The organism is Amycolatopsis sp. NPDC006125 (assembly GCF_040614195.1).
Taxonomy (GTDB): domain Bacteria; phylum Actinomycetota; class Actinomycetes; order Mycobacteriales; family Pseudonocardiaceae; genus Amycolatopsis_E; species Amycolatopsis_E tucumanensis.
This window is the reverse complement of record NZ_JBEXTZ010000057.1, coordinates 24,093-46,738: the sequence shown is the minus strand read 5'-3', so window position 1 is coordinate 46,738 and position 22,646 is coordinate 24,093. Positions and strand designations below refer to the sequence as shown.

Below are 22,646 nucleotides of genomic sequence, written 5' to 3'. Positions count from 1 at the left end.
GCGGTTACCCCGATCCGGGCCGCCCACTCGGGCTACGCGTTGCCGCGCGCCGCGCTGATGTCGCCGAGCGCCGACGACGGGTCGCGCTCGATCGCGGCGTCCCCGACCGACACGACGCCGACCGGCTGGTCGTGGTCGACCACCGCGATTCGCCGCACGGCGTGCTGCCGCATCCGCTGGATGGCGGCGTCCGCGGGCTCTTCCGGGCGCGCGGTGACCAGTTCGCCGCTGCACACCTCGCCGAGCGTGCAGCTCCGTGGGTCGTCCTTCTCCGCCAGCGCACGCACCACCAGGTCCCGGTCGGTGACGATTCCGGCCAGGCGGTCGCCGTCGCGCACCAGCACGTTCCCGATGTCCTTCTCCCGCATCGCCTGCGCGGCCTGCCGCACCGGGGTGTCCGCGGACAGCGTCACCGGGTTGCGGGTCATCACGTCGCGCACGAGCTGCGCCATCGGTTTCCGACCTCCTCGCAGTCGTTGTCACACCTTCACCACAGGCCGTTCCCCGATCGGGGCCGCCGAAACCGGCTACCGTGTGACGGAGAGCTCCACCGGATCGGAAGGACGTCCCGTGACCGAGGCCTGGCACCGCCCGTTGCGGCACATCAAGGGCGGCGAGCTGACCGGCGACACCGCGCAGACCAGCGGCATGCGGCGGCTGGAGGCGGTGTCCGGCAAGACAGCAGGCTCGGAGAAAGTCTGGATGGGCGAGACGCACGTCGGCCCGCACACCAATTCGGGTGACCACCACCACGGCGAAGCCGAGACGGCGATCTACGTCAAGTCCGGGCACCCGGTGTTCGTGTTCGCCGACGGCGACGAGGAGATCCGGCTGGAGACCGAGCCGGGCGACTACATCTTCGTGCCGCCCTGGGTTCCGCACCGCGAGGAGAACCCCGGCGACGAAGACGCGGTCGTGATCATCGCGCGCAGCAGCCAGGAAGGCATCGTGGTCAACCTGCCGAGCCTGTGGGCGCAGGTGGACCGGCCGGATTCCTGACCGCGAGCCCGATCCCCACTTCTCCGGGCTCTGTTTGTCGCCGTCGCGGGGGCACGTATGATCCTGGCCAGCGTCAAGCAGCCGGCGCCCAACGCCGTCCGAACGGCGGACGGCACCACGAGGCGAAGGGCTTGACGATGAACGACCCCAGGCGGATACGTCCGCATTCATCCCCGCCGTGCTCGAACGTGCTGGGGGGCAGGCTCCGGTTCTGATCCATCCCGGATCCCGGATCACCCACCACATCACGGCACCCGTACACCGCCCGCGTTCCGCGCGGCGGTCCGGCGGTGTGCCCGGCAGCGCACTCGCGGAGAGAACCCACACATGACCAGATCCGAGCGGCCCGAGCCACTGGCCAGACTCGACGACGTCACCCTCGCACTGGAGAACCTGCGGCTCGGCATCGACGAAGAGGAGCCACTCGACGCGGTGCTGCGGCGGCTCGCGGAGACCGCCGTGAACGCGATCGCGGACGCCGACGCCGTCAGCGTCACGCTGCTCGACGACACCGGGCCGCGCACCGCGGCCACCACCGACAACCAGCTGACCGGGATCGACCAGGCCCAGTACGACGCGGGCGACGGCCCCTGCCTGCTGGCCGTCCGCACGCGCGAACCGGTCCGCGCGGTGTCCAAACCGGACAATGGGACCTGGCCCGAGTTCGCCGCCGCCGCGCAGGACCGCGGTGTCCTTGCGTTCCTGGCCGTGCCGCTGATGCTCGGCGCGGGCCGCGACGGCGACGAGCTCGTCGGCTCGCTGAACCTGTACAGCCGGGTGGATGGCGCGTTCGACCCGTTCGACCAGAAGCTGATGCGGTTGTTCACCGGCGCCGCCTCCGCGGCGATCAGCAACGCGCGCCGCTGGTACCACGCGCGCCAGCAGATCCGGCACCTGGAGAGCGCGCTCACCTCGCGCGCCGAGATCGACCAGGCGAAGGGGGTGCTGATGGCGGTGCACGGCATCAGCGCGAGCGAAGCCTTCGACCGGCTGGTGGACCAGTCGCAGCGGCAGAACATCAAACTCCGCCAGGTCGCCATCGACCTGCTGGAGTCCGTGCGCGCACGCTGACGCGCGGGCGGGTTCAGGCGCGGCGCATCGCGACCCGGGGCCAGCGGTCGAGTCCCCGCGCCGCCTCCGCCGCGCGGATCCGGCGCAGCCCGGGCGTCAGCTCGTCCCCGGCCAGGCGGACGAAGCCGCACCGCTCGTAGTACGGCGCGTTCCACGGCACGTCGGCGAACGTGGTCAGCGTCAGCGCCGGGAAACCCGCCCGCGCGGCCTCCTCGATCAGCGCCCGCCCGATCCCGCGCCGCGCCCGGGAGGCGTGCACCGACACCTGCTCGATGTGCAGGGCACCGTCCACCGGCGCCGCGACCAGGTACGCCACCGGTTCCGGGTCGTCGGCCACCCACGCGAAGGGGTAGCTCGCGAGCTCCACGGGTGTCGGCAGCACGTCGTCGGCGATTTCGGGCATCCCGATGTCCCGGAAGCACTCGCCCGCCGACCGTTCGACCTCCGGCAGCCGGTCGAAATCGGCCGCGGTCGCAGTCCTGATGCGCATGCCGGACAGTGTGACCGGGTACCGCCACATCGATGGCACGAATTTTGTCCCCCTGGTGCTGGTTGCGGCGGGCCGCGCGCTTCCCCGGACGGGAGCGCGAGGCCGTGCTGCAGGCGGTCAAGATGGCGCTCGCCGCGGTGCTCGCCTGGCTCGCCGCGCGCGTGGTCATCCCGTCGCCGCAGTCGTTCATGGCGCCGTACGCCGCCGTGTTCCTGATGACCGCGACGGTCTACCGCTCGCTCACCAACGCCGCGCAGCAGACCGCGGCGCTGCTGCTCGGGCTGGCCCTCGCCTACGCCGCCGCCCACCTGATCCCGCAGCCGGCGCTGGCGCTCGCGGCCGCGGTGTTCGTCGGGATGCTGCTCGGCCAGTGGCACCGGTTCGGCGGCAGCGGCATCTGGGTCGGGGTGACCGCGCTGCTGATGATCTCCTACGGCACCGCAGGCAACCTGCTCTACCTGGCCGAACGCATGGGTGAGAGCCTGCTCGGCGCCGCGATCGGGGTGGTGGTGAACACGGTGATCCTGCCGCCGGTGCACCTGCGCCACACACGCGACGCGGTGACCGCGCTCGCGGCCGAGGTGCGCGACCTGTTGCAGTCGATCGCCGGCGACCTGCGCGACGACTGGGACACCGACACCGCCACCCGCTGGCTGCGGCACGCCCGCCGCCTCGATTCGACGGTGGTGCGGGCCGACGAGGCGGTCAGCTGGGGGCGCGAGAGCGTGCGGTTCAACATCCGGTGGCTGGTGCACCGCCGCCGCGGGAGCCTGCCGCTGCCGTCGGCCTTCGAATCGCCGCTGAGCGTGCTCAAGGAGGTCTCCGAGCAGGTCAAGCGCATCACGGAGGCGCTGGTGACCGCCGCCCAGCAGGACGAGGCCGACCCGGAGTTCACCGCGGAGTACGCGCGGTTGCTCGACCAGCTGGCGGGCGCGGTCGCGTGCCTGGACCAGAGCGACGACCGGCTCGCCGACCTGCCCGGCTACCTGGACGAACTGTCCGCACACCACCGTGAGCTGGACGGCAGGCTGCGGTTCGACCGGGTCACGACGGTGATGCGGCAAGCCGAGGACGCGGCGCTGCTCGCGGTGGCCCGCTCGGTGCGGGTGCTGGAGACGGCCGCGCCGCGCTGATCTGTTTGGGCTCGCCGCGGGCGGCAAGCCCACAGGCGGGAAAGGAGGGACGACGATGAACCGCACCACGACCCGGGAGAGCCTGGAGGCCGCGCTGCAGGACCTGGATTTCCCGGCGGAGAAGCCGCGGATCCTGGAGTGCGCGGAACGCAACGGCGCCGACGACGACACGGCCGCCGCGCTGCGCGCGATCCCGCCGGTGAGCTACGGCAGCTGGACCGAGCTGATCTCGGCCGCCCGCGTGGAGTCCGACGACGACCGGAGCTGACGTCGCGGTGGCGCGGCCGCGCGCCGCGCCACGGCGCAGCACCCCGGACGGCGGTGCACAGGCTCACCGGTCGGCGAATGCGCGGCCCACCGCCCGGCCACCGCGCCGAGGCACCGCCCGCTGAGCACCCCGGCTCACCGGCCCGCGAACCCTCGGCCCAACGCCCCACGCGCGCCCCGGCTCACCACCCGGCCGCCACGCCGACGCACCGCCCGGCCGCCGCGCCGACTCGCCGCCCAGGCAAGCGCCCTGGCCCAACCCCCACGCGCGCGCCAGCACACCACCCGGCCCCCGCACCGAGGCACCGCCCCGCGAGCGTGCCGGCTCACCACCGGCCACCGCCTCGGCTCGCCGCCCTGCCAGCACCCCGGCTCCCCGCCCAGCGAGTGCGCCCAGGCCCAACCCCCATGAGCGCCGGCTCACCACCCGGCCACCGCGCCGGCTCCTCGCCCCGCGAGCACCCCGGCTCACCGGCCGGCGAGCAGCTCCTCCAGCTCCCCCAGCACGTCTTCGACCGGGACCGTCGCTACAAACGAGTCGTCGTGCTCGCAGCGGGGCAGGTCCTCCCGCGTGCAGTCGACGCCGCACACCGGGCAGTTCGCCGTCCACGAGATCAGCACCCGGTGCCGCGACCGGCCGAGCGGCCCCGCGTTCACCACGTTGCCCATCCAGTAGACGCTGACCGTCGGCGCGCCGACCGCCGCCGCCAGGTGCCGCGGGCCGCTGTCGTTGCCGGCGAACGCCGAGCACCGGTCCAGCACCCCCACCAGCGCGGACATGCTCAGCGACGTCAGCGCGCGCACCGGCGGCCCGGCAAGTCCGGCCACCCGCTCGACCAGTTCACGTTCGTCCGGCGCCCCGATCACCACCACACCGCGCCCGCCCGCCGCGAGCTTGGCCGCGATCTCGGCGAACCGCTCCGCGGGCCAGCGGCGGCGCGGGTCGCCGGCGCCGGGGTGCACCACGACCAGCGGCTCCGGCAGTCCCTCCAGCACCTGGTCCGCCGCCGCGCGATCGGCGTCGGTCACCGTGATGGACGGTTCCAGCTCCACCGGCCGCGCCCCGGCCAGCCCGGCGACCTCCAGCGCGCGCAGCACCTCGTGCTGGTAGTACCGGAACGGTAGCCACCGGTCGGCCTCCCCGGCGTCCGGCGTCCGCGCGCCGACCAGGTACCGCGGTTCCAGCCTGCGCAGGAACGGGTTGGAGTTGCGCCCGCCGCCGTGCAGCTGCACGGCCAGGTCGACCGGCTTCAGCGCGTCGAACCAGGCCTGCTGCTCCGCCGCGTCGAACGGCTTCCCGGCCGGCTCGTGCACGTTCTCGTACGGCGGCATCGGACGCACCTCGGTCACCGGCGACGGGCGCCCGGCGAACAGCTCACGGTGCAGTTCCGTGCCCAGCAACACGATCTCGGCGTCCGGGTAGGCCGCCCGCAGCGCGGCCATCGCCGGCACCGCGAACAGCAGATCCCCCAGACCACCACCGCGCAGCACGGCGATCCTGCGCACGTCCGGCCACTTCGCTTCGATCGGGCCGACCGCGGGCCCTGCGTCGGAATTCACCACGCGCTCAAGGTGCCCGTTTCCGCAGGCAGCAAACGGAAATGTTTGTTCGCCCAAGATCCGGCTACTGGTGGAGCAGGAGAAGGAGTGGAGGTGGACATGGCAGGCGAGACCAAGGACGTGGCCCCCATCACGCCGGACCTCGTCCGGCTGCTGTCGGAGACCGCGCCCACGGTCGTGGTGCTCGGCGACGCGATCCTCGACGTGTGGCTGTCCGGCCACTGCGAGCGAATCTGCCGCGAGGCCCCGGCGCCCGTCGTCGACGTGGGCGCGCGCGCCCTGTCGCCCGGCGGGGCGGCGAACACCGCGGCGAACCTCGCCGCGCTCGGCGCGCGGGCCCGGTTCGTCAGCGTCGTCGGCGACGACGAACCCGGCCGGGAACTGGCCGCGCTGCTGGACTCCCACGGCGTCGACACCGAGAACCTGCTCACCGCGCCGTCGCGGCGCAGCACCAGCAAGCAGCGCGTGGTCGCCGACGACCAGGTGCTGCTGCGGTTCGACGAGGGCGACCGCGACGACCTGCCCGCGGTGCAGACCAACCGCCTCACCAAGGCACTGGAAAAGGCGCTCGCCGGCGCGGACGCGCTGATGGTGTGCGACTACGGCAACGGCCTCCTCGGCAAACCGCTGCGGGACGCGGTGGCGCGGCTGCGGACGGACATCCCGCTGCTGGTCGTCGACGCGCACGACTTCGAGCACTGGCAGCAGGCCCGGCCCGACCTCGTCACCCCGAACGCCGCGGAGGCGGCGAACCTGCTCGGCGCCGACCTGCCGGAGCCGGGCGAGGAACGCGCGCGCCTGTTCGAGGACGAGCGGCGGACACTGCTGGACAAGACCGGCGCCGCGGCCGCGGTCGTGACGATGGACCGGCACGGCGCGATGCTGCTCACCGGCGAGGGCCGCGGCTACCGCACGTGGGCCGATCCCGCGCCGGAGAGCCAGGCCAGCGGCGCCGGCGACACGTTCGCGGCGGCGCTCGTGCTGGCGCGGGCCGCCGGCCTGCCGACCACGAGCTGCATGGAGCTGGCGCAGGCGGCGGCGAACGTCGTGGTGCACCAGGACGGCACCGCGATCTGCACCCAGGCGCAGCTGTCCCTGGCGCTGAGCCGGGAACGCGAGGCCGCGGTGCCCGCCGCCGAACTCGCCCGCGCGGTCGCCGCGCACCGCGAGGCCGGGCGACGGGTGGTGTTCACCAACGGCTGCTTCGACGTGCTGCACCGCGGGCACATCACCTACCTCAACGAAGCCAAGCGGCTCGGCGACGTGCTGATCGTCGCCGTCAACTCCGACGAGAGCGTGCGACGGCTGAAGGGCCCGGACCGGCCGGTGAACACCGCGCAGGACCGCGCCGCCGTGCTGTCCGCGCTCAGCTGCGTGGACCACGTGGCGGTGTTCGACGAGGACACCCCGGTCGAACTGCTCAAGCTGCTGGAGCCGCAGCTCTACGTCAAGGGCGGCGACTACACCGAGAACATGCTGCCGGAGGCGCCGACCGTGCGTTCCTACGGCGGCGAGGTCCGCGTGCTCGGGTACGTCGCCGACCACTCGACGACGTCGGTGATCGAGAAGATCCGCACTTCCGCGCCGGTCGGGGAGGGCGCGTGAGGGTCGACGTCCTCATCCCCACCCGCAACCGTCCCGCCGAACTCGCCGTTACCCTGTCCAGCCTGGCCGCGCAGGACTTCCCGGACTTCGCGGTGCACGTGGCCGACCAGTCCGACGGGGACGCGTCCTACGAGTCTCCGGCCGCCGAGGCGATGGTCCGGGTGCTGCGGCACCAGGGCCACCCGGTCCAGCTGAGCCGGAACCTGCCCCGGCGCGGGCTGGCGCAGCAGCGCAACCACCTGCTGGACCAATCCAAAGCGGACTACGTCTTGTTCCTCGACGACGACGTGTGGCTCGAACCCGGCGCGATCACCCGCCTGCACTCGGCGATCAGCGAGCTGGGCTGCGGGATGGTCGGCAACGCCGTCACCGGACTGTCCTATCTGGACGACCGGCGGCCGCACGAGCTGGAGCCGTACGAAGAGTGGGAGGACAGGCCGGAGCCGGAGCAGATCACGCCCGGCACGCGTGAGTGGCGGCGCTGGACCCTGCACAACGCGGCCAACCCGACGCACCTGTCGGAGCGGGTCCGGCACCGTCCGAAGTGGACCGCGTACAAGGTCGCCTGGGTCGGCGGTTGCGTGATGTTCGACCGCGAGGCGCTGGTCAACGTCGGCGGGTTCGAGTTCTGGCAGGAACTGCCGCCGGAGCACTGCGGCGAGGACGTGCTGGCGCAGATGAAGGTCGCCGCCAAGTACGGCGCGGCGGGCATCCTGCCCACCGGGGCCGTGCACCTGGAGTCACCGACTACGGTGGTGAACCGGGACACCGAAGCCTACGACGTCGTTCCCCCGTGAGGATCATGACCGAGCCCGTTTCCCAGCAGCGCCTCCGGCTCCGGGACGAGTTCCTGGGCCGGGCGGCGGACGAGTTGTTCAAGTACGACGAGCGGTTGCGTGGACTCGACCTGGAGGTCCGCTTCGACCGCGGCGTCGCGCACCTGACCGGCGAGGTCGGCGAGCGGGCGCACCTGGACACCGCGCGTGATCTGATCGGGCGGCTGGACGGGGTGTTCGGCGTGTGGGACCGCGTCCGGGTCGGCGGGCGGGACCCGCTGATCCTCGACCTCGGCTGCGGCGGCCAGAAGCAGTACCCGGGCAACCTCGGCGTGGACCTGATGACCACCGGCGAGGTGGACGTGGTCGCCGACCTGTCCGGGCCGCTGCCGTTCGCGGACTCGTGCGCGGACCGGGTGTTCCTGGTGCACATCCTGGAGCACCTGATCGACTTCCTGCCGCTGGTGGACGAGGTGCACCGGGTGCTGCGCCCGGACGGCATCGCCTACGTGCTGTCACCGTGGTGGCGCTACGTGAACGCGGTGGCCGACCCGACGCACGTGCGGATGCTGGACGTGCAGACGATCAAGGGCATCTGCCGCAGGCCCGGCTCGCCGCGCACCTGGTTCCCGCTGCACGCGGGCTGTGACGGGGCCAGCATCTTCGCCGAGCTGCGGCCGGTCAAGGACGGTTCGGCGGAGGCGCCGGGCGCGGCGCACCTCGCCCGGTTCTTCGACTAGTGACCTGACTCGCACCTGCGCGGTCCCGGCAACGGGGGTGAAACACGTGGTGCATACCGTGAACCGCATGACGACCCACCGGATTCCGGCCGGCGCCATCAACCTGTGGCCGGAGCAGCCCGAGAGCACGACCCGGACCGGCGGCACGGAGAACCGCGGCCTGGTGTGGTCGGCGCTCTGGCAGCACGACGAGACCGAGCCGCCCGCCGCCGACGCGCAGTCCTAAGCCGCGAGGCCGAGCCGCGTCAGGTATGCGGACAGCTCCGGTGGCGTGTGGAACGCGCTGCGGATCGCCAGTGCGGCGTCGCAGCCGAAGGCGATTTCGTCCCTGCTGATGGCGTGGCCTTCGGCGCGCAGGCCGTCCCGGTAGGCGTCGAGGACCAGCTCGCGCAGCGCGGGCAGGGCGGCGACCGGCAACTCGCCCTCGTCGGCCAGCCCGACGAGGAGCTGGCCCAGGTCGGAGCCGACCGGGAGCGGGCACTGCCAGCCGACGTCGATCACCACCAATGTGTCCGGCTCGTCCCGCGGCACCAGGAGGTTCTGCGGGCAGGCGTCGTGGTGCCCGAGGGTCTGCGGCAGCGCGTCGAGGCGGTCGAGCAGGTCCGGCACCCGGCGTGCGAGCGCGCGCTGGTCGTCGCGGGTCATGGCGTCCAGGTGGAGCCGGCCTTCGGCGAGGATACGGAGCGCCGGCCCGGGCGGGCCGCCGAGCCGACGCCCGGCCCAGCGGCCGAGCAGGTGCGCGGCGCGCTCGAACCGGGGCGGGTCCCAGGGGAGGTCCGCGCACTGGACGTCTTCCAGCCACATCGCCACGCGGTCGTCGCCCAGCTCGTCGATGCGGAAGACGGCGGGGGTGCGCAGGCCGGGCGGCAGCCGGAAGCCGGACCGGAGGAAGTCCGCCTCACCGCGCCAGGGGAACTCGCGCGCGAACCGCTCCCGGAGGCAGGCGGGGATGGTCGCGAACACCGCGGAATGCCGTGGGGCCTGGAGGATCTTGACGAACGCCGGCTGTGGCCCGGTGACGCGGTAGACCGCAGCCGTCGAGGGTGCGGTGGGGGTGAACCGCACGGGCACGATGCGGGTCGGCTGGCCCGCACCGCGCCGCCGTGTTCCTGGTGACCGCGTCGAGCTGGCGCCGCGTCGCGGAGCTTTTCGTGGCAGCGCCGAGCCGGCGCCGCGCCGCCACGGAGCTCGTTTCAGCGGTGCCGCCTCAGCGGTAGGGATCGGTGATCTCACAGAGCTTCTCCAACGTCTCCCGCAACTGCACCATCCGGCGCTTGCCCACGTGCTGCTCCCACTCCGCCTCGATGCGGGCGATCTCGGCCTCCGCGACGGGCGCCGCCTCGCGGGCCTTGTCCGTGGCGTGGATCAGGCGCGCCCGGCCGTCCCGCGGGTCCGGCACCCGCTGCACGTAACCGGCCTTCTCCAGCTGGTCGACCAGGAACCCGGCGGTCTGCTTCGTCACCTGCGCCGCCTCGGCCAGCTCGGTCAGCCTGCTGCCGGCCGGGTTGAGCCGCTGCAGCAGCCGCGCCTGCGCGAGCGTCACCTCGAACCCGGCGGCGCGGATCGCGTCCATCACCCGGTTCTCCAGGTGGCGGTACGGGATGTAGAGCAGCAGTCCGGTGTTCACGCGGGCTCCTTGACGATAGTCAGAGAACTTGCCTAAACTAGTCAGACCATCTTACCACTTTCGGGCGAGGTTCCCATGGAACAGAACGACAAGTGGCTGGCGATCGACGCGGAACGCGCGCGGATCGCCGACCTCTACGAGACCCTCACCGACGTCGAGCGGACGTACCCGTCGCTGTGCGACGGCTGGACGGTCCACGACGTCGCGACGCACGTGGCACTCGCACCGCACGTCGGAGTGGGCACGGTCCTCAAGGCGGCGCTGCGGGCGCGCGGGAACTTCAACCGCATGGTCTACGACCTGACCAAGCGGGAGTCGGCGCGGCTCTCGCCGCCGGAGGTGGTGGAACTGCTGCGCACGGCGGTCGGCATGCGCCGTCTCGCGCCGCGGCAGAGTCTCGACAACGCGTTGATGGACGTGCACGTCCACGCGCAGGACATCGCGATGCCGCTCGGCCGGCGGCTGCCGATGCCGGCCGAGGCGGCGGTCGCGTCCGCGGACCACCTGTGGGAGATCGGTTTCCCGTTCCACGCCCGCAAACGCCTGGCGGGTCACCGTCTGATCGCGACGGACGCCGACTGGCGCGCGGGCGAGGGCACGGAGGTCCGCGGCCCGATCCAGGCCCTGGTCATGCTGCTGGCCGGCCGCACCGCGACCATCCCGCAGCTGACCGGGATCTAGGCCGCGCGGTTCTCGCGGCCGCGCTCGACGGCGGTCAGACCCCAGCCGAGCGCGATCATGCCGACGCCGAGGCCCAGGTGCAGCCAGTTGTCGGCGTTGTTCAGCGGCACGAAGTTGGCGCCGCTGTCCTGGTCGATGACCAGTCCGTAGACCCACAGCAGCAGGTAGACGAAACCACCCAGCACGAGGAACCCGCGGGCGCCGCCCGGGGTGCGGGCCAGCGCCAGGCCCACGACGCCGAACAGCAGGTGCACGATGTTGTGCAGGATGGACACGGCGAAGACCCCGAGCAGCATCGCGCCGGAGTGGTGGCCGGCGAAGGTGAGGTCGTCGTAGTTCGTGGTGATCCCCGGGATGAACCCGAGGATCCCGACGAGCAGGAACACGGCGGCGACGATGGTCGCTGCGGTTTGCACGGGTCTGCGGACCCTGGTCGCGGTTGCGGAACGCCCGGTCATGACTACTCCTTTGGGACGAATTGCCCCCGGATAGCCCCGCCGAGCGTTCCGAAACCCCGTTCAGGGACGGCGTCCGACGAGATTCATCGCGACGAGGCTCAACACGACCTGGTCGTCCTGGTTGAGCAGCTCGCCACGCGTGTGGACGAGCCCGCGGTCCGGCTTGGAGCGGGACGCCCGCGCGGACACGACGGTGGCACGCAGCCGCAGCGAGTCGCCCGGCCGGACCGGCGCGGGCCAGCGCAGCTCGTCCACGCCCGGCGAGGCGAGGCTGGCGTTGCGGGAGAGGTAGTGGTCGGCGAACAGGCGCATCATGAGGCCGGTCGTGTGCCAGCCACTGGCGATGAGCCCACCGAACGGCCCGGTGTTCGCCCACTCCGGCCGGGTGTGGATCGGCTGCGGGTCGAACTGGGTGGCGAAGTCGAGGATCTCCTTCTCGGTGACCGAGAGGTGCCCGTACTCGTAGACCGCGCCCGGCTCGTAGTCCTCGAAGAAGCGCTGGTCGATCGGCGCGGCGAAGTCCGCCTCACTGAGGGTCATCGTCATGGCGCCAGCATCGCACGGACTTCGCCACCCACCTCGGCGCGCGCCGCCCCCGTGGCGGCGGTGGGCACGGGGGCGGCGAGTCGGTCAGCGTGGCGCGAGTTGACCGCTGGTGGCGGCGGCAGATTGGCACGGGCAGCGAGCCAACCGCCCGCCGCGGGCAGTGCCACCGGCGGTGGTCAGCGCGCCGAGCTGCTCAAGTTGTGCGCCGCCGCCAGGGCGTCCGCCGTCTCAGCCGCCATGCGACGCACGTCGAAGTCTTGCTCAGCCTTCTCCCGGGCGGCGTGGGCGAGTTTGCGGCGCAGCGCGATGTCCGTGCAGACCCGGTCCAGCGCCGCGGCCAGTGCCGGTCCGTCGCCGGGTGCGACGATCATCGCCGCGCCCGCCAGTTCGTCCACCACCTCCCCCACCGCGGTCGTCACGCACGGCACCCCGTGCGCCATCGCCTCCAGCACCGCCAGCGACAACGTGTCCCGCCGCGACGGCAGGCAGAACACGTCCAGCCCGCGCAGGAAAGCGCTCACGTCCCGCAGCCGCCCCAGGAACCGCACCGGCAGGCCCCGCGCCCGCTCCGCCAGATCCCGCCCGTCCCCGGCGACCAGCACCCGCACCACACGGCCCCGCCGCCGCAGCGTCGCCACCGCGGACAGCAGGTCCGGGCCGGTCGCCCCGCCGATCGCGCCGATCACGACGGGCGTCCGGTCCGACGGCTCGACCGGCGAGGCCGGGATGTCCACACCAGGCCGGATGCGCGTCACCCGCTCGGCGGGCGTGCCCAGGTCCCGCAGCCGCGCCTCGACGATCCGCGACGGCGCCAGCGCCCCGGCCAGCCGCCGGTAGCAGTCCCAGACCGCGCTCGACTGCGGCGCGCCACCGACCCGGTGCAGCGTCGCCACGGTCGGCGCCACCGACTCCGCGGCCTGCACGGCGGCCAGGTTCGCCCCGGCGTCGGCCAGGTTGACCTGCACGACGTCCGGCGAAAGCGCTCGCAGCGCGTTCTCCACCTGCGGGGCCCACACGCTCCGCACCGCCGACGCCACGATCTGCTTCGGCACACGCTCCGGGAACGCGCCGGCGAGCGGCTCCCCCACGACGAGGCTCGGCGCGACCCACGACGGCAGGCACCGCAGCAGCCGCCGGACGTAGACCTCCGCGCCGCCGAACGCCTCGTTGTCCACCACCAGCGCCACGTTCAGGCGTTCCATCGCCACCTCACGTAGTCGGCATACCGGACACAGCTACCCGTTCCGCGATCACCCAACACCTAACCGGTCGGTCAGACCCCTGACCGATCGGTTAGCATCGTCCGCATGGAACACGTGACGTGCTGCGTTGTTGGCGGGGGCCCGGCCGGGGTGATGCTCAGCGTCCTGCTGGCCAGGGCCGGAGTCAAGGTGGCCGTGCTGGAGAAGCACCGGGATTTCCTGCGCGACTTCCGCGGGGACACCGTTCATCCGTCCACTCTGCGCCTTCTGGACGAGCTGGGCCTGGGCCGGAAGTTCGCCGAGCTGCCCGGCCCGGAGCTGACCGAGATGCGGATGCGGGTGGCCGGGGAAACCGTGGTCGCGGCGAACTTCGGCCGTCTGCCCGGACGGCACAAGCACATCCGGATGGTCCCGCAGTGGGACTTCCTCGACCTGCTGGCCGCCGCCGAGCCGCTGGACCTGCGGATGGGCACCGAGGTGACCGGTCTGCGCAGGACGGACGGCCGCGTGACCGGGGTGACCTACCGGGACTCCGACGGCGAGGGCGAGCTGTCCGCGGACCTGGTCGTCGCCTGCGACGGGCGGGATTCGGTGGTGCGCCAGGCTGCCGGGCTGCAGCCCGACGAGTTCCCGCTGCCGATGGACGTGTGGCAGGTGCGGATTCCCGCGCCCCCGAACGACGAACGCGACGGCCGGGTGTTCGGCGTGTTCGGCAACGGGCAGGTCGCGGTGACGATGGACCGCGGCGACTACCACCAGACCTCGTACCTCATCCCGAAGGGCGAGGACGCCCGGCTGCGTGCCCGCGGCCTCGACTGGTTCCGCGGGCGGCTCGCGGAACTGTTCGGCTGGGACAGTGAGGTGCTGGCTGAGATCCGGTCGTGGGACGACGTCAAGCTGCTGGAAACCTCGATGGGCCGGCTTCCGCAGTGGCATGTGGACGGTCTGCTGTGCCTCGGCGACGCCGCGCACACCATGTCACCGGTCGGCGGGGTGGGCGTGAACCTGGCGGTCCAGGACGCCGTCGCGGCCGCCCGGATCCTCGCCGGCCCGTTGTCCGAGGGCCGGGTGTCCACACAGGATCTGGCGAAGGTCCAAAAGCGACGCGAGTGGCCGACACGGGTGGCGCAGCGGGCGCAGCTGGGCGAGCACGAGATGCTGCTGAAGCCGGCACTCGAGGGCACCCTGACCCGCGTGCCGCCCCCGCTGCGCGCGGTGCAGCGGTTCCCGCTCCTCGCGGTGGTCTCGGCCTACCTCGGCGGGATCGGCGTCCGGCCGGAACACGCGCCGGCCTTCGCGCGGCGTTAGGTGATCGCCGCCAGCACGAAGCGCTCCACCTCGTCGGCGGCCGCGTCCAGGTCCAGTTCCGGGTGCGCGAGCCAGTGCGACACCACACCGTCGATCGCGCCGCCGATCGCCAGCGCGACCGTCGTGGTGTCGAATTCGCGCAGCTCCCCGGCGCGCTGGCCGTCCTCCAGCAGGGCGGCCAGCCCCTGCCAGCGGCCGCCGGCGTCGTGCGAGCCGGGCGCCTTGAGCTTCGTCCCGTTCGCGTCGTCGAGCAGCACCTCGGTGATGAGCCGGACGTGCCGCCGGTGGGCCGACTGGTAGCTGATCATGGCGCGCACGTAGGCGGTGACCGCGGACGTGGCGTCGGGCTGGCGGTCGACCCTGGCCCGGACGTAGTCGCCGAACTGCTCGAACACCTGCTCCAGCGCCGCCTGCGCGAGGTTCTCCTTGGACGCGAAGTGGTACAGCACCGCGGCCTTCGAGATCCCGGCCGCCTCGGCGATCGCGGACAGCGACGTGCCGCGGTAGCCCTTGGTCGAGATGAGGTCGATGGTGCACTCGATGATCTGCTCCCGGCGGGCACGCTCGGTGAAGGTCGTCGGCCGGGACATGCCCCGATCCTAGAGGTTGCCCTCCCGGCGGCCGGGTATCCGCCCGGAATGCTGTCTTCGATCCTGCGGGGCGCCGCCGCCGGGGCGGCCGGGGCCACCGCCCTCAACGCCGTGACCTACGTCGACATGGCCGTCCGCGGGCGGCCGGCGAGCTCGACCCCGGAGCAGACGGTCCAGAAGGTCGCGCACGCCGTCGGCGTCGAGATCCCCGGCGACGAGCAGCGGAAACAGGCTCGGGCGAGCGGCATCGGCGCGCTGCTCGGGCTGCTCACCGGGACCGCGGTCGGCGCCGCCTACGGTGCCGCGCACGGCGCGGGGTGGCGGCCCGGCACGGTCACCGGCGGCCTCGCGGCGACCGGCGCCGCGCTGGTCGCCGCCAACGGGCCGATGACCGTTCTGCGCATCACCGACCCGCGCCGCTGGAGCTTCGCCGACTGGGCCAGCGACGTGGTCCCGCACGTCGCCTACGGCTTCGTCACCGCCGCGACCTTCGCCGCCACCGTGCGGAAACGCCGCCGCTGACCACCCGTGAGGGGGAGGTGTATGCGGAACGGCCAGGGGGTATCCCGGCGTCAGTGCTCGATCGGGGAGGGAAACCATGGGCAGGCACCGCATCGACGACGCGGGCACGGACCTGAAGTGGGGCGGTCCGGCTCTCGTCACCGAAGCCAGGCACGCCGCCCGCGGCCGGCACGCGCGACCCGAGGACGAACAGACGACGCAGCCGCTGGAAGGCGCTCTCACCGGCGAGGTCGCCGTCGCGCCCTGACGGGCCGGAAAGCGCAGGTCAGCGCGTCGCGAACGGGTGCCGCCCGTTCGGGTTGATTAGTGCGAATCGGTATCGGGTACTGCTCCCGCCGTGACACCAGAGGTGGTCGTGGTCGGGCAGATCGCCCGTGACCTCGTCCTGCGCGTGGGTGACGCCCCGGAGGCCGGGACGTCGGCCACGGTGCGCTCCCGCGACGAGATCCTCGGCGGGAAGGGCGCGAACCAGGCCGTCGGCGTCGCCCAGCTCGGTGTGCCGGTCGCGTTGCTCGCGGTGGTCGGCGACGACCGCGCCGGACACGACCTGCTGACCCACGCCGCCGGCGACGGCATCGACGTCTCGCACTGTGTGGTGCGGGAACACGCCCGCTCGGCGCTCATCGTGAACGTCGTCGACGACCACGGCCAGTGGCGCTACCTGGAGGACATCCCCGAAGACGTCCAGGTGGCCGAACACGACGTGCTCTCCTCGGCCGCACTGCTCCGGGACGCGTCATCGGTCATCGTCCAATTGCAGCAACCGGCCCGCACGGCGATGGCCGCGGCCCGGCTCGCCCGCGAAGCCGGCGCCCGGGTGGTGCTGGACGGTGTGCCCGCGGACAAAGAGGTGCTGGCGTGCGCCGACGTCCTCCGCGCCGACGCCAGGGAAGCGGAAATTCTCACCGGACAGCCCGTCGGAAATGTGGCCGAAGGGGTCAAAGCGGGCGTTATGCTGCTCGCGCACGGGCTCGACTTGGCAGTACTTGAGGTGGCCGGCCACGGCAACGTGTTCGTCAGCCGGGCCGGCTACGAGTTCCTCCCGCACGGCGACGCGCACGTCGTCGACACCACCGGTGCGGGAGATGCCCTGGTCGCGACCCTGACCTGCGCGTTGTCGCGGGGGCAGGACCTGCGCACCGCCGCACGAGCGGCGGTCGAGGCAGCGGCGAGCACAACCGAACACGCCGGGGGCCGACCCCGGCTGAACCCCGGCATCCTCGAGTCGCGGAAGCAGTCATGACCCTCAGCCAGCCCAAACCGGCAACCCGGATACTGATAGCCCCGGACCGCGCGGCGCCACCCGTGCCGTGCGAAGAATGCGGTTACTCCGCCCTGCGCATCGCCAAGCTCGTCAACGAGGCGGATGAGCCGCTGGCGACCCTGCTGGTGTGCACCAACTGCCGGGCGCACACTCCACTGCCGGAGTTGCCTGCTCCTCGGCGGCCTTAGGCGCCTGCCGCTACGCGGGTATCTACTGCGCCGGCTTCGCTTCGCTACGCCCGGATCTGCCCCTCCCGAACCCGATCTCTCAGTGTTCGGTTGCCGAGAAGTCGCGTCAAGGCGGGAAAGCGTACCTTGACCCGACTGCTCGGCAACCGATTTGGCTGGGGATCGGGTTGCGGGAGGGGACTGCCTCGTGGAGTGGTTCCTTTTCGTTGCCGGCTTGCGGACCGGATTCCTAAGAAGAAACCCCCACCGGGGCGTGCAGAGGCACCACGGCGCTGGAGAAATCACAGAACAAGAACGCGTCGTACCGGCGCGGAAGCATCGTCGGCACGTAATTCCCCCGCCACTCCAATCGCGGGTCGTACACCACACCGACCGCTCGGTGTCCCCGGACTTGCGAGGCCCACTCGCCCACCTCGTCGAGCAGGAAGAGCGAATCGGCGTCGGGGACGGCCGCGTGCAGCATCGACTCCAGGCTGTCCTCCCGCGCGGGCGGCACCGGCATGTCCTCCGGCGGCGCGCCCCACCGCGAGCCGGCCATCACCGTGCCCCGGTGCGTGCCGAAGCCCACCGTGAACGACTCGCCGGGGTGGCGTTCCCGCACCAGCTGCCCCACGTTCAGCATCCCGGCCGCGGCCATGTCCGTGGCCCGCGCGTCGCCGATGTGCGTGTTGTGCGCCCACACCACGGCCTTCGCCGACGGGCCGTACGCCTCCAGCAGCCGGTCGAGCGTGTCGGTCATGTGCTCGTCCCGCACGTTCCACGATTCGACGTCACCGCGGACCATCGTCCGGTAGTAGCGCTCCGCCCCGGCGACCACCTCGGCGTTCTGCTGCGCCACGAAACCGGCGTCCAAGCCGGGCACGTCGCCGGTCTCCCGCAGCGAAGCGAGCAGCCGCAGCACGTCGCTTTCGCAGTTTTCCGGCACGAGCCGCGTCGAGTACGCGTAGTCGTGCGGGTCCTCGGCGAACGGCTCGAAGCAGCGCATCGCGGAAAGCGCCGTCTCCACCTGGCCCGGCTGGTGCTCGCGCAGGTACCCCAGGATCTCCCGCAGCGAATCCCACAGGCTGTAGACGTCCAGACCATGGAAACCCACCGGGCGGTCGCCGAACCGCGCCGCGTTGTACGCCGTCAGCCACCGGGCGAATTCCACCACGTCGTCGTTGGCCCACATCCAGCGCGGCCACCGGTCGAAACCGGACAGCACCGCCTCCGGATCACCGCGCCCGCCCGCCACGCAGCAGTGCACGCGGTGGCAGTCCGGCCAGTCGGCCTCCACGGCGACGAACGAGAAGCCCCGCTCCACGATCAGCCGCTTGGTGATCTCCGCGCGCCACCGGTGAAAGTCGGCGGTGCCGTGCGAGGCCTCCCCCAGCAGGACGAAACGCGCGTCGCCGATGCGGTCGATCAGCGGGTCGAGGTCCTCCACCCGGCGCAGCCCGATGGCGTCCTCGCGCGGGGTCAATACGAGAGCTCCTTGGCCGCGGCCTGCGCGGTGGCGAGCTCCTGGCACAGCCGCACCGTGACCTCCTGCGCCCTGGCCAGCGCGGCCGTGGCGTCGAAGACCGACGTGATCAGCGTTTCGTACCCGCCCTGATCACCCGGCACGTCCAGGTTCCCCAGCCACAGCTGCCGTTCCAGCCACGTGCCCAGTTCGGGCAGGCTGCGCGCGACGTTCTGGGAGAGCAACTTGAGCGATCCGAGCACCTGGTAGATCTCCGCGGCGCCGTCGATGCCGGTTTCGCCGTCCACACCGGAGGCGCGGTGGTACAAGCCGCGCGTCGCCAGCTGGGCCTGTTCCGCCAGCCCGCCGCAGCTGGCCGCCACCTCGCTGTTCCGTGACACGTCCATCTTCGCCGGTCCCCTGTCTGACGCCGGTCGTACTGGTTCAGCTTTCCCGTTCCGCGCCGAAACCAAACCGTGCCGGGCGAAACGTTCAACGGAGGATCAACGCGGGTAGAGGTGTCACGGGGACTTACGCGCGAGAGGGGAGTGGGCGATGGCGACGACCGTGTGGCTGGGCCGGTTCGAAGGCATCCGGGTGGGTCTGCATTGGAGTGTCTTCGCGATGGCCGGGGTGCTGGTCGTGGCACTGCCGTTCACCCAGTGGGCGCCGCTCGCGCCGGTGCAGGGGGTGTTCGCCTACATCGTGGCGAGCCTGATCACCGCCGCGCTGTTCGTGGTGTCGCTGTGCGCCCACGAACTCCCGCACGCACTCGTCGCGCGACGATCGGGACTCGAGGTCCGCGAGGTGACCCTGTGGTCGCTCGGCGGCGTCACGCGGCTGCGCGGCGAACCGCGGTCGCCCGGCGTGGAGTTCCGCGTGGCGTTCGCCGGGCCGCTGATGAGCCTGCTGCTGGCGGCGATCTTCGGCTTCGCCACCTGGATGACGTCGCCGATCGGCGATTCGCTGTCCGGCGCGGTGCTCGGCTACCTCGCGGTGCTGAACCTCGTGCTGGGTGTGTTCAACCTGATCCCGGTGGCGCCACTGGACGGTTGCCGCGTGCTGCGGTCGATCCTGTGGGCGGCGTGGAACGACCGGCACCGCGCCACGCTCGGCAGCGCACGCGCCGCCCGCGTCCTCGGCTTCGCCGTGTGCGCGCTCGGCGTGGTGACCCTGCTCCGCGGGCCGATCGGGCTCGGCGTGTGGCCGTTGCTGGTCGGCCTGTTCATCGTCAACCTGGCGCTGGCCGAGGAACGCGACGCCGAACTCGGCACCAGCCTCGCCGCGATGCGGGTGCGGGACGTGATGACCATGCGCCCGGCCACCGCGCCCGCCGCCACCACCGTGGCGACCTTCCTGCGGGACAACGCCATGCTGCGCCAGCACTCGGCCTACCCGCTCGTCGACCCGGTCGGCCGGTTCGCCGGGCTGGTCACGCTGACCCGCATGCGGGCCGTGCCGCCGGAGCAGCGCCCGAACACCCTGCTCGGGGAAATCGCCTGCCCGCCAACGGAAATCCCGCGCGCCACCCCGGACGAGCCGCTGCTGGCGTTGCTGCCGCGGATGTCCGGGTGCGCCGACGGCCGGGCCCTGGTGTTCGACGCCGACCGGCTCGTCGGGATCGTGTCGCCGTCCGACATCAGCCGCGCGGTGACGCTGCGCGGTCTCGGCGTGGACTGGCACGGCGGCGCGGACGTCGCGGTCGCGCGCAGCCCGTCCAGCCCGCCGCTGGGCCGTCCGGCCGCCCAGCGCTGGCCGTGAGTTTCGGCACCTCCGGGCAGGGGAATCCTCGCTTCCGATGAGCCACGAAAACACCCAGCGAGACGTGCGGCGCCTGGCCGATCAGCTCGTGGACGGCCTCGACCGGGAAGACCTGGACTCCGTGTCCCGCGTGCTGCCCAGGATGATCGGCGCCGACGCGCCGGACGCCGGCCTGCTCCGGCCCCTGTGCGCGGAGCTGGTCACGGTGATCGCCCGCGAAGTGCGGGCCCGCGCCGCACCGGAGGGCGCGGACCTGTTCACCATCGCGCTGTCCGACGAGACCGACGAGGCCGTGCCGATCGACGACCTCCAGCCGGCGCTGCGGGCCGTCCTGCGCGCCGTGCTCGCCGAGCTCAACCAGGACAGCGCGGGGCTGGCGGCGCAGCTGGAGTTCATCGCGGGGGACCCGGATCCGTGCGGGCAGATCGACGCGCTGATCCACCTGGTGTCCTGGGCCCACGACCTGCCGCAGACGTGAGCGGCCAGTGGTGGCGGGACGCCGTCATCTACCAGGTCTACATCCGCAGCTTCGCGGACGGCACCGGCGACGGCGTCGGGGACCTGGCCGGCCTCCGCGCGAAACTCCCCTACCTGTCCGGCCTCGGCGTGGACGCGCTCTGGATCACCCCGTGGTACCCGTCGCCGATGGCCGACGGCGGCTACGACGTGGCCGACTACCGCGACATCGACCCGGTGTTCGGCACGCTCGCCGACGCCGAGGCCCTGATCGCCGAGGCGCACCGGCACGGCCTGCGGATCATCGTCGACATCGTGCCCAACCACACCAGCGACCGGCACCCGTGGTTCCAGGCCGCGCTGGCCGCCGGGCGCGGCTCGCCGGAGCGGGAGCGGTACGTGTTCCGCGACGAGCCCAACGACTGGCGCAGCGTCTTCGGCGGGTCCGCGTGGAGCCGGGCCGGCGACGGCCAGTGGTACCTGCACCTGTTCGACAGCACGCAACCGGACCTGAACTGGGACCACCCGGAGGTGCGCGCGGAGTTCCTTGACGTCCTGCGGTTCTGGCTCGACCGCGGGGTGGACGGGTTTCGCATCGACGTCGCGCACGGCATGGTCAAGGACCCGGCGCTGCCCGACCTCGGCCTGGACCACGAGGGCCTGGTCGAGCCGCCGGACCGCAGCGACCACCCGCACTGGGACCGGCCCGGCGTGCACGAGATCTTCCGGTCCTGGCGCGAGCTCGCCCGCCACTACGGCGACGACCGGATCTTCGTGGCCGAAGCGTGGGTGGACAGCCCCCAGCGGCTGGCCCGGTACGTGCGGCCGGACGAGCTGCACACCGCGTTCAACTTCGACTTCCTGCGCTGCCCGTGGGACGCGGGGAAGCTGCGGTCGGTGATCGACTCCAGCATCGCCGCGCTCGCCGCGGTGGGCGCGCCTGCCACCTGGGTGCTGTCCAACCACGACGTCAAACGGCACGTCACCCGGTACGGCGGCGGGCTGCCGCGGGCGCGGGCCGCGTTGCTGCTGATGCTCGCGCTGCCCGGCGGCGCGTACCTCTACCAGGGCGAGGAGCTGGGGCTGGAGGAGGTCGAAGACCTGCCGGAGGAGGTGCTGCAGGACCCGACGTGGGAGCGGTCCGGGCACACCAAGCGCGGCCGCGACGGGTGCCGGGTGCCGCTGCCGTGGTCCGGCTCGGCGCCGCCGTTCGGGTTCTCGGCCGGCACGCCGTGGCTGCCGCAGCCCCCGCACTGGGCCGCGAAGACGGTCGCCGCGCAGGAGGACGACCCGGGCTCCACGCTGTGCCTCTACCGGGACGCGCTGCGGATCCGCAAGGAACACCCCGCACTCGGGGACGGGGAACTGTCGTGGTTGGACAGTGCGCCGGACGTGCTGGCGTTCCGGCGCGAGCCGGGGGTGGTGTGCGTGGTCAACCTCGGCTCGGAGCCGATCGCGCTGCCGCCGCACCGGAAGATCCTGCTGGCCAGCGCCGAACCGGCGGACGAACTCGCCCCCGACTCCGCCGTGTGGCTGTCAGCCTAGGTGCTGGCGCAGCTGCTGGCAGGCGTCCTCGCAGCTGCGGCAGGCCTCGGCGCACACCGCGCAGTGCTCGTGGTGCCCGGCGTGCTTCTCGCACTCCTCGGCGCACGCCCGGCAGGCCTTCTCGCACAGCGCGAGCAGCTCGGAGACGATCCCGGCGGGGTCGCCGCGGCGGGACAGCACCTGCGCGGTCGCGGCGCACACGGCGGCGCAGTCCTGGTCGAGCTTGATGCACCGCACCATCGGGCCCGGATCCGGTTCGGACAGGCAGGCGTCGGCACAGGCCGTGCAGGTCTGGGCGCAGGACACGCACTCCTGCAGGCACGCGGCGATGGCCTCCGGGTCGAGGCCGCCGAGGTCGGCGGGGTGGGTCTGCACCATGCGCAGGGCGTTGGTCATGACGTCCTCCTCTCCCCCGG

28 protein-coding genes are annotated in these 22,646 nt (G+C 72.5%); 16 read left to right on the top strand and 12 right to left on the bottom strand.

Annotated elements, in window-relative coordinates; all coding sequences use genetic code 11:
* Positions 1 to 32: 32 nt before the first annotated feature.
* On the bottom strand, positions 33 to 452 hold the full coding sequence (locus tag ABZ193_RS26540; RefSeq protein WP_354711870.1) for a CBS domain-containing protein: 420 nt from the start codon (positions 450 to 452) through the stop codon (positions 33 to 35).
* 118 nt (positions 453 to 570) lie between these two features.
* Between ABZ193_RS26540 and ABZ193_RS26535 the strand changes: the two genes are divergently transcribed.
* Together ABZ193_RS26535 and ABZ193_RS26530 are read left to right on the top strand one after the other, a co-directional pair.
* Entirely contained in the window at positions 571 to 999 is a 429-nt protein-coding gene (locus ABZ193_RS26535; RefSeq protein ID WP_020422988.1) for a cupin domain-containing protein, read from the top strand.
* Positions 1,000 to 1,326: 327 nt separating this feature from the next.
* Positions 1,327 to 2,070: a GAF and ANTAR domain-containing protein gene (locus ABZ193_RS26530; protein ID WP_354711869.1), complete on the top strand. Its 744-nt coding sequence runs from the start codon at positions 1,327 to 1,329 to the stop codon at positions 2,068 to 2,070.
* Between the two features lie 13 nt (positions 2,071 to 2,083).
* Here the strand turns inward: ABZ193_RS26530 and ABZ193_RS26525 are convergent, their stop codons facing one another.
* Positions 2,084 to 2,560 (bottom strand): GNAT family N-acetyltransferase, encoded by a 477-nt coding sequence (locus tag ABZ193_RS26525; protein ID WP_354711868.1) that lies wholly within the window; start codon positions 2,558 to 2,560, stop codon positions 2,084 to 2,086.
* A 32-nt stretch (positions 2,561 to 2,592) separates the two neighbouring features.
* Here ABZ193_RS26525 and ABZ193_RS26520 point away from each other — a divergent pair, with 32 nt between their 5' ends.
* Together ABZ193_RS26520 and ABZ193_RS26515 are read left to right on the top strand one after the other, a co-directional pair.
* Positions 2,593 to 3,693 carry an FUSC family protein gene (locus tag ABZ193_RS26520; protein WP_354711867.1) on the top strand — a complete coding sequence of 367 codons (1,101 nt, stop codon included), beginning with the start codon at positions 2,593 to 2,595 and terminating at the stop codon, positions 3,691 to 3,693.
* 55 nt (positions 3,694 to 3,748) lie between these two features.
* A complete protein-coding gene (locus ABZ193_RS26515; RefSeq protein ID WP_354711866.1) occupies positions 3,749 to 3,961 on the top strand; it encodes a DUF2795 domain-containing protein in 213 nt (70 codons plus the stop codon).
* A gap of 467 nt (positions 3,962 to 4,428) precedes the next feature.
* Here the strand turns inward: ABZ193_RS26515 and ABZ193_RS26510 are convergent, their stop codons facing one another.
* Entirely contained in the window at positions 4,429 to 5,523 is a 1,095-nt protein-coding gene (locus tag ABZ193_RS26510; protein WP_354711864.1) for a glycosyltransferase family 9 protein, read from the bottom strand.
* Positions 5,524 to 5,619: 96 nt separating this feature from the next.
* On the opposite strand from ABZ193_RS26510, the gene rfaE2 reads away from it, so the two are divergent.
* The 4 genes from rfaE2 to ABZ193_RS26490 all read left to right on the top strand — a co-directional run bounded on the left by rfaE2 (position 5,620) and on the right by ABZ193_RS26490 (position 8,867).
* Entirely contained in the window at positions 5,620 to 7,125 is a 1,506-nt protein-coding gene (gene rfaE2 / locus ABZ193_RS26505) for a D-glycero-beta-D-manno-heptose 1-phosphate adenylyltransferase (RefSeq protein WP_354711863.1), read from the top strand.
* Entirely contained in the window at positions 7,122 to 7,922 is an 801-nt protein-coding gene (locus tag ABZ193_RS26500; protein ID WP_354711862.1) for a glycosyltransferase family 2 protein, read from the top strand. The genes rfaE2 and ABZ193_RS26500 overlap by 4 nt, the downstream gene beginning before the upstream one ends.
* Positions 7,923 to 7,927: 5 nt before the next feature.
* Positions 7,928 to 8,641 carry a methyltransferase domain-containing protein gene (locus tag ABZ193_RS26495; protein WP_020423055.1) on the top strand — a complete coding sequence of 238 codons (714 nt, stop codon included), beginning with the start codon at positions 7,928 to 7,930 and terminating at the stop codon, positions 8,639 to 8,641.
* Positions 8,642 to 8,708: 67 nt separating this feature from the next.
* Positions 8,709 to 8,867: a hypothetical protein gene (locus tag ABZ193_RS26490; RefSeq protein ID WP_017984551.1), complete on the top strand. Its 159-nt coding sequence runs from the start codon at positions 8,709 to 8,711 to the stop codon at positions 8,865 to 8,867.
* Here ABZ193_RS26490 and ABZ193_RS26485 read toward each other — a convergent pair.
* Together ABZ193_RS26485 and ABZ193_RS26480 are read right to left on the bottom strand one after the other, a co-directional pair.
* Entirely contained in the window at positions 8,864 to 9,706 is an 843-nt protein-coding gene (locus ABZ193_RS26485; RefSeq protein ID WP_354711860.1) for a hypothetical protein, read from the bottom strand. The two genes, ABZ193_RS26490 and ABZ193_RS26485, sit on opposite strands and share 4 nt — an antisense overlap.
* A 142-nt stretch (positions 9,707 to 9,848) precedes the next feature.
* Positions 9,849 to 10,268: a MarR family transcriptional regulator gene (locus ABZ193_RS26480; RefSeq protein WP_354711859.1), complete on the bottom strand. Its 420-nt coding sequence runs from the start codon at positions 10,266 to 10,268 to the stop codon at positions 9,849 to 9,851.
* A gap of 75 nt (positions 10,269 to 10,343) precedes the next feature.
* Here ABZ193_RS26480 and ABZ193_RS26475 point away from each other — a divergent pair, with 75 nt between their 5' ends.
* A complete protein-coding gene (locus tag ABZ193_RS26475) occupies positions 10,344 to 10,949 on the top strand; it encodes a maleylpyruvate isomerase family mycothiol-dependent enzyme (protein WP_020423058.1) in 606 nt (201 codons plus the stop codon).
* On the opposite strand, the gene ABZ193_RS26470 is transcribed toward ABZ193_RS26475, so the two are convergent.
* From ABZ193_RS26470 to ABZ193_RS26460, 3 genes are all read right to left on the bottom strand, one after another.
* Positions 10,946 to 11,407, bottom strand: a complete 462-nt coding sequence (locus tag ABZ193_RS26470; protein WP_020423059.1) for a DUF4383 domain-containing protein — start codon at positions 11,405 to 11,407, stop codon at positions 10,946 to 10,948. The genes ABZ193_RS26475 and ABZ193_RS26470 overlap by 4 nt on opposite strands.
* 60 nt (positions 11,408 to 11,467) lie before the next feature.
* The gene (locus tag ABZ193_RS26465) at positions 11,468 to 11,953 is read right to left on the bottom strand and encodes a MaoC family dehydratase (RefSeq protein WP_020423060.1); all 486 of its coding nucleotides are present in this window, start codon (positions 11,951 to 11,953) and stop codon (positions 11,468 to 11,470) included.
* Between the two features lie 176 nt (positions 11,954 to 12,129).
* Positions 12,130 to 13,155, bottom strand: coding sequence for a glycosyltransferase family 4 protein (locus tag ABZ193_RS26460; RefSeq protein WP_354711856.1), 1,026 nt, complete (start codon positions 13,153 to 13,155; stop codon positions 12,130 to 12,132).
* 105 nt (positions 13,156 to 13,260) lie between these two features.
* Between ABZ193_RS26460 and ABZ193_RS26455 the strand changes: the two genes are divergently transcribed.
* On the top strand, positions 13,261 to 14,463 hold the full coding sequence (locus ABZ193_RS26455; protein ID WP_027936624.1) for an FAD-dependent oxidoreductase: 1,203 nt from the start codon (positions 13,261 to 13,263) through the stop codon (positions 14,461 to 14,463).
* Here ABZ193_RS26455 and ABZ193_RS26450 read toward each other — a convergent pair.
* Positions 14,460 to 15,053 (bottom strand): TetR/AcrR family transcriptional regulator, encoded by a 594-nt coding sequence (locus ABZ193_RS26450; RefSeq protein WP_020423063.1) that lies wholly within the window; start codon positions 15,051 to 15,053, stop codon positions 14,460 to 14,462. The genes ABZ193_RS26455 and ABZ193_RS26450 overlap by 4 nt on opposite strands.
* A gap of 48 nt (positions 15,054 to 15,101) precedes the next feature.
* Here ABZ193_RS26450 and ABZ193_RS26445 point away from each other — a divergent pair, with 48 nt between their 5' ends.
* The 3 genes from ABZ193_RS26445 to ABZ193_RS26435 all read left to right on the top strand — a co-directional run bounded on the left by ABZ193_RS26445 (position 15,102) and on the right by ABZ193_RS26435 (position 16,818).
* The gene (locus ABZ193_RS26445) at positions 15,102 to 15,575 is read left to right on the top strand and encodes a hypothetical protein (RefSeq protein ID WP_020423064.1); all 474 of its coding nucleotides are present in this window, start codon (positions 15,102 to 15,104) and stop codon (positions 15,573 to 15,575) included.
* 76 nt (positions 15,576 to 15,651) lie between these two features.
* Complete coding sequence (locus ABZ193_RS26440) at positions 15,652 to 15,822, top strand: hypothetical protein (protein WP_020423065.1); 171 nt, start codon at positions 15,652 to 15,654, stop codon at positions 15,820 to 15,822.
* Positions 15,823 to 15,912: 90 nt separating this feature from the next.
* Positions 15,913 to 16,818 (top strand): PfkB family carbohydrate kinase, encoded by a 906-nt coding sequence (locus ABZ193_RS26435; RefSeq protein ID WP_354711855.1) that lies wholly within the window; start codon positions 15,913 to 15,915, stop codon positions 16,816 to 16,818.
* 438 nt (positions 16,819 to 17,256) lie between these two features.
* Here the strand turns inward: ABZ193_RS26435 and ABZ193_RS26430 are convergent, their stop codons facing one another.
* Both ABZ193_RS26430 and ABZ193_RS26425 read right to left on the bottom strand, forming a co-directional pair.
* Positions 17,257 to 18,489 (bottom strand): erythromycin esterase family protein, encoded by a 1,233-nt coding sequence (locus ABZ193_RS26430; RefSeq protein ID WP_354711854.1) that lies wholly within the window; start codon positions 18,487 to 18,489, stop codon positions 17,257 to 17,259.
* Entirely contained in the window at positions 18,486 to 18,875 is a 390-nt protein-coding gene (locus tag ABZ193_RS26425) for a hypothetical protein (RefSeq protein WP_354711853.1), read from the bottom strand. The genes ABZ193_RS26430 and ABZ193_RS26425 overlap by 4 nt, the downstream gene beginning before the upstream one ends.
* A 148-nt stretch (positions 18,876 to 19,023) precedes the next feature.
* Here ABZ193_RS26425 and ABZ193_RS26420 point away from each other — a divergent pair, with 148 nt between their 5' ends.
* From ABZ193_RS26420 to ABZ193_RS26410, 3 genes are read left to right on the top strand one after another with little or no spacing between them, the layout of a single operon-like run.
* Positions 19,024 to 20,229 (top strand): site-2 protease family protein, encoded by a 1,206-nt coding sequence (locus ABZ193_RS26420; protein ID WP_237338826.1) that lies wholly within the window; start codon positions 19,024 to 19,026, stop codon positions 20,227 to 20,229.
* 37 nt (positions 20,230 to 20,266) lie between these two features.
* Positions 20,267 to 20,707 (top strand): hypothetical protein, encoded by a 441-nt coding sequence (locus tag ABZ193_RS26415; protein WP_020423071.1) that lies wholly within the window; start codon positions 20,267 to 20,269, stop codon positions 20,705 to 20,707.
* The gene (locus ABZ193_RS26410; protein ID WP_354711851.1) at positions 20,704 to 22,230 is read left to right on the top strand and encodes a glycoside hydrolase family 13 protein; all 1,527 of its coding nucleotides are present in this window, start codon (positions 20,704 to 20,706) and stop codon (positions 22,228 to 22,230) included. The genes ABZ193_RS26415 and ABZ193_RS26410 overlap by 4 nt, the downstream gene beginning before the upstream one ends.
* Here the strand turns inward: ABZ193_RS26410 and ABZ193_RS26405 are convergent.
* A complete protein-coding gene (locus tag ABZ193_RS26405; RefSeq protein ID WP_354711849.1) occupies positions 22,222 to 22,626 on the bottom strand; it encodes a four-helix bundle copper-binding protein in 405 nt (134 codons plus the stop codon). The two genes, ABZ193_RS26410 and ABZ193_RS26405, sit on opposite strands and share 9 nt — an antisense overlap.
* Positions 22,627 to 22,646: the final 20 nt, after the last annotated feature.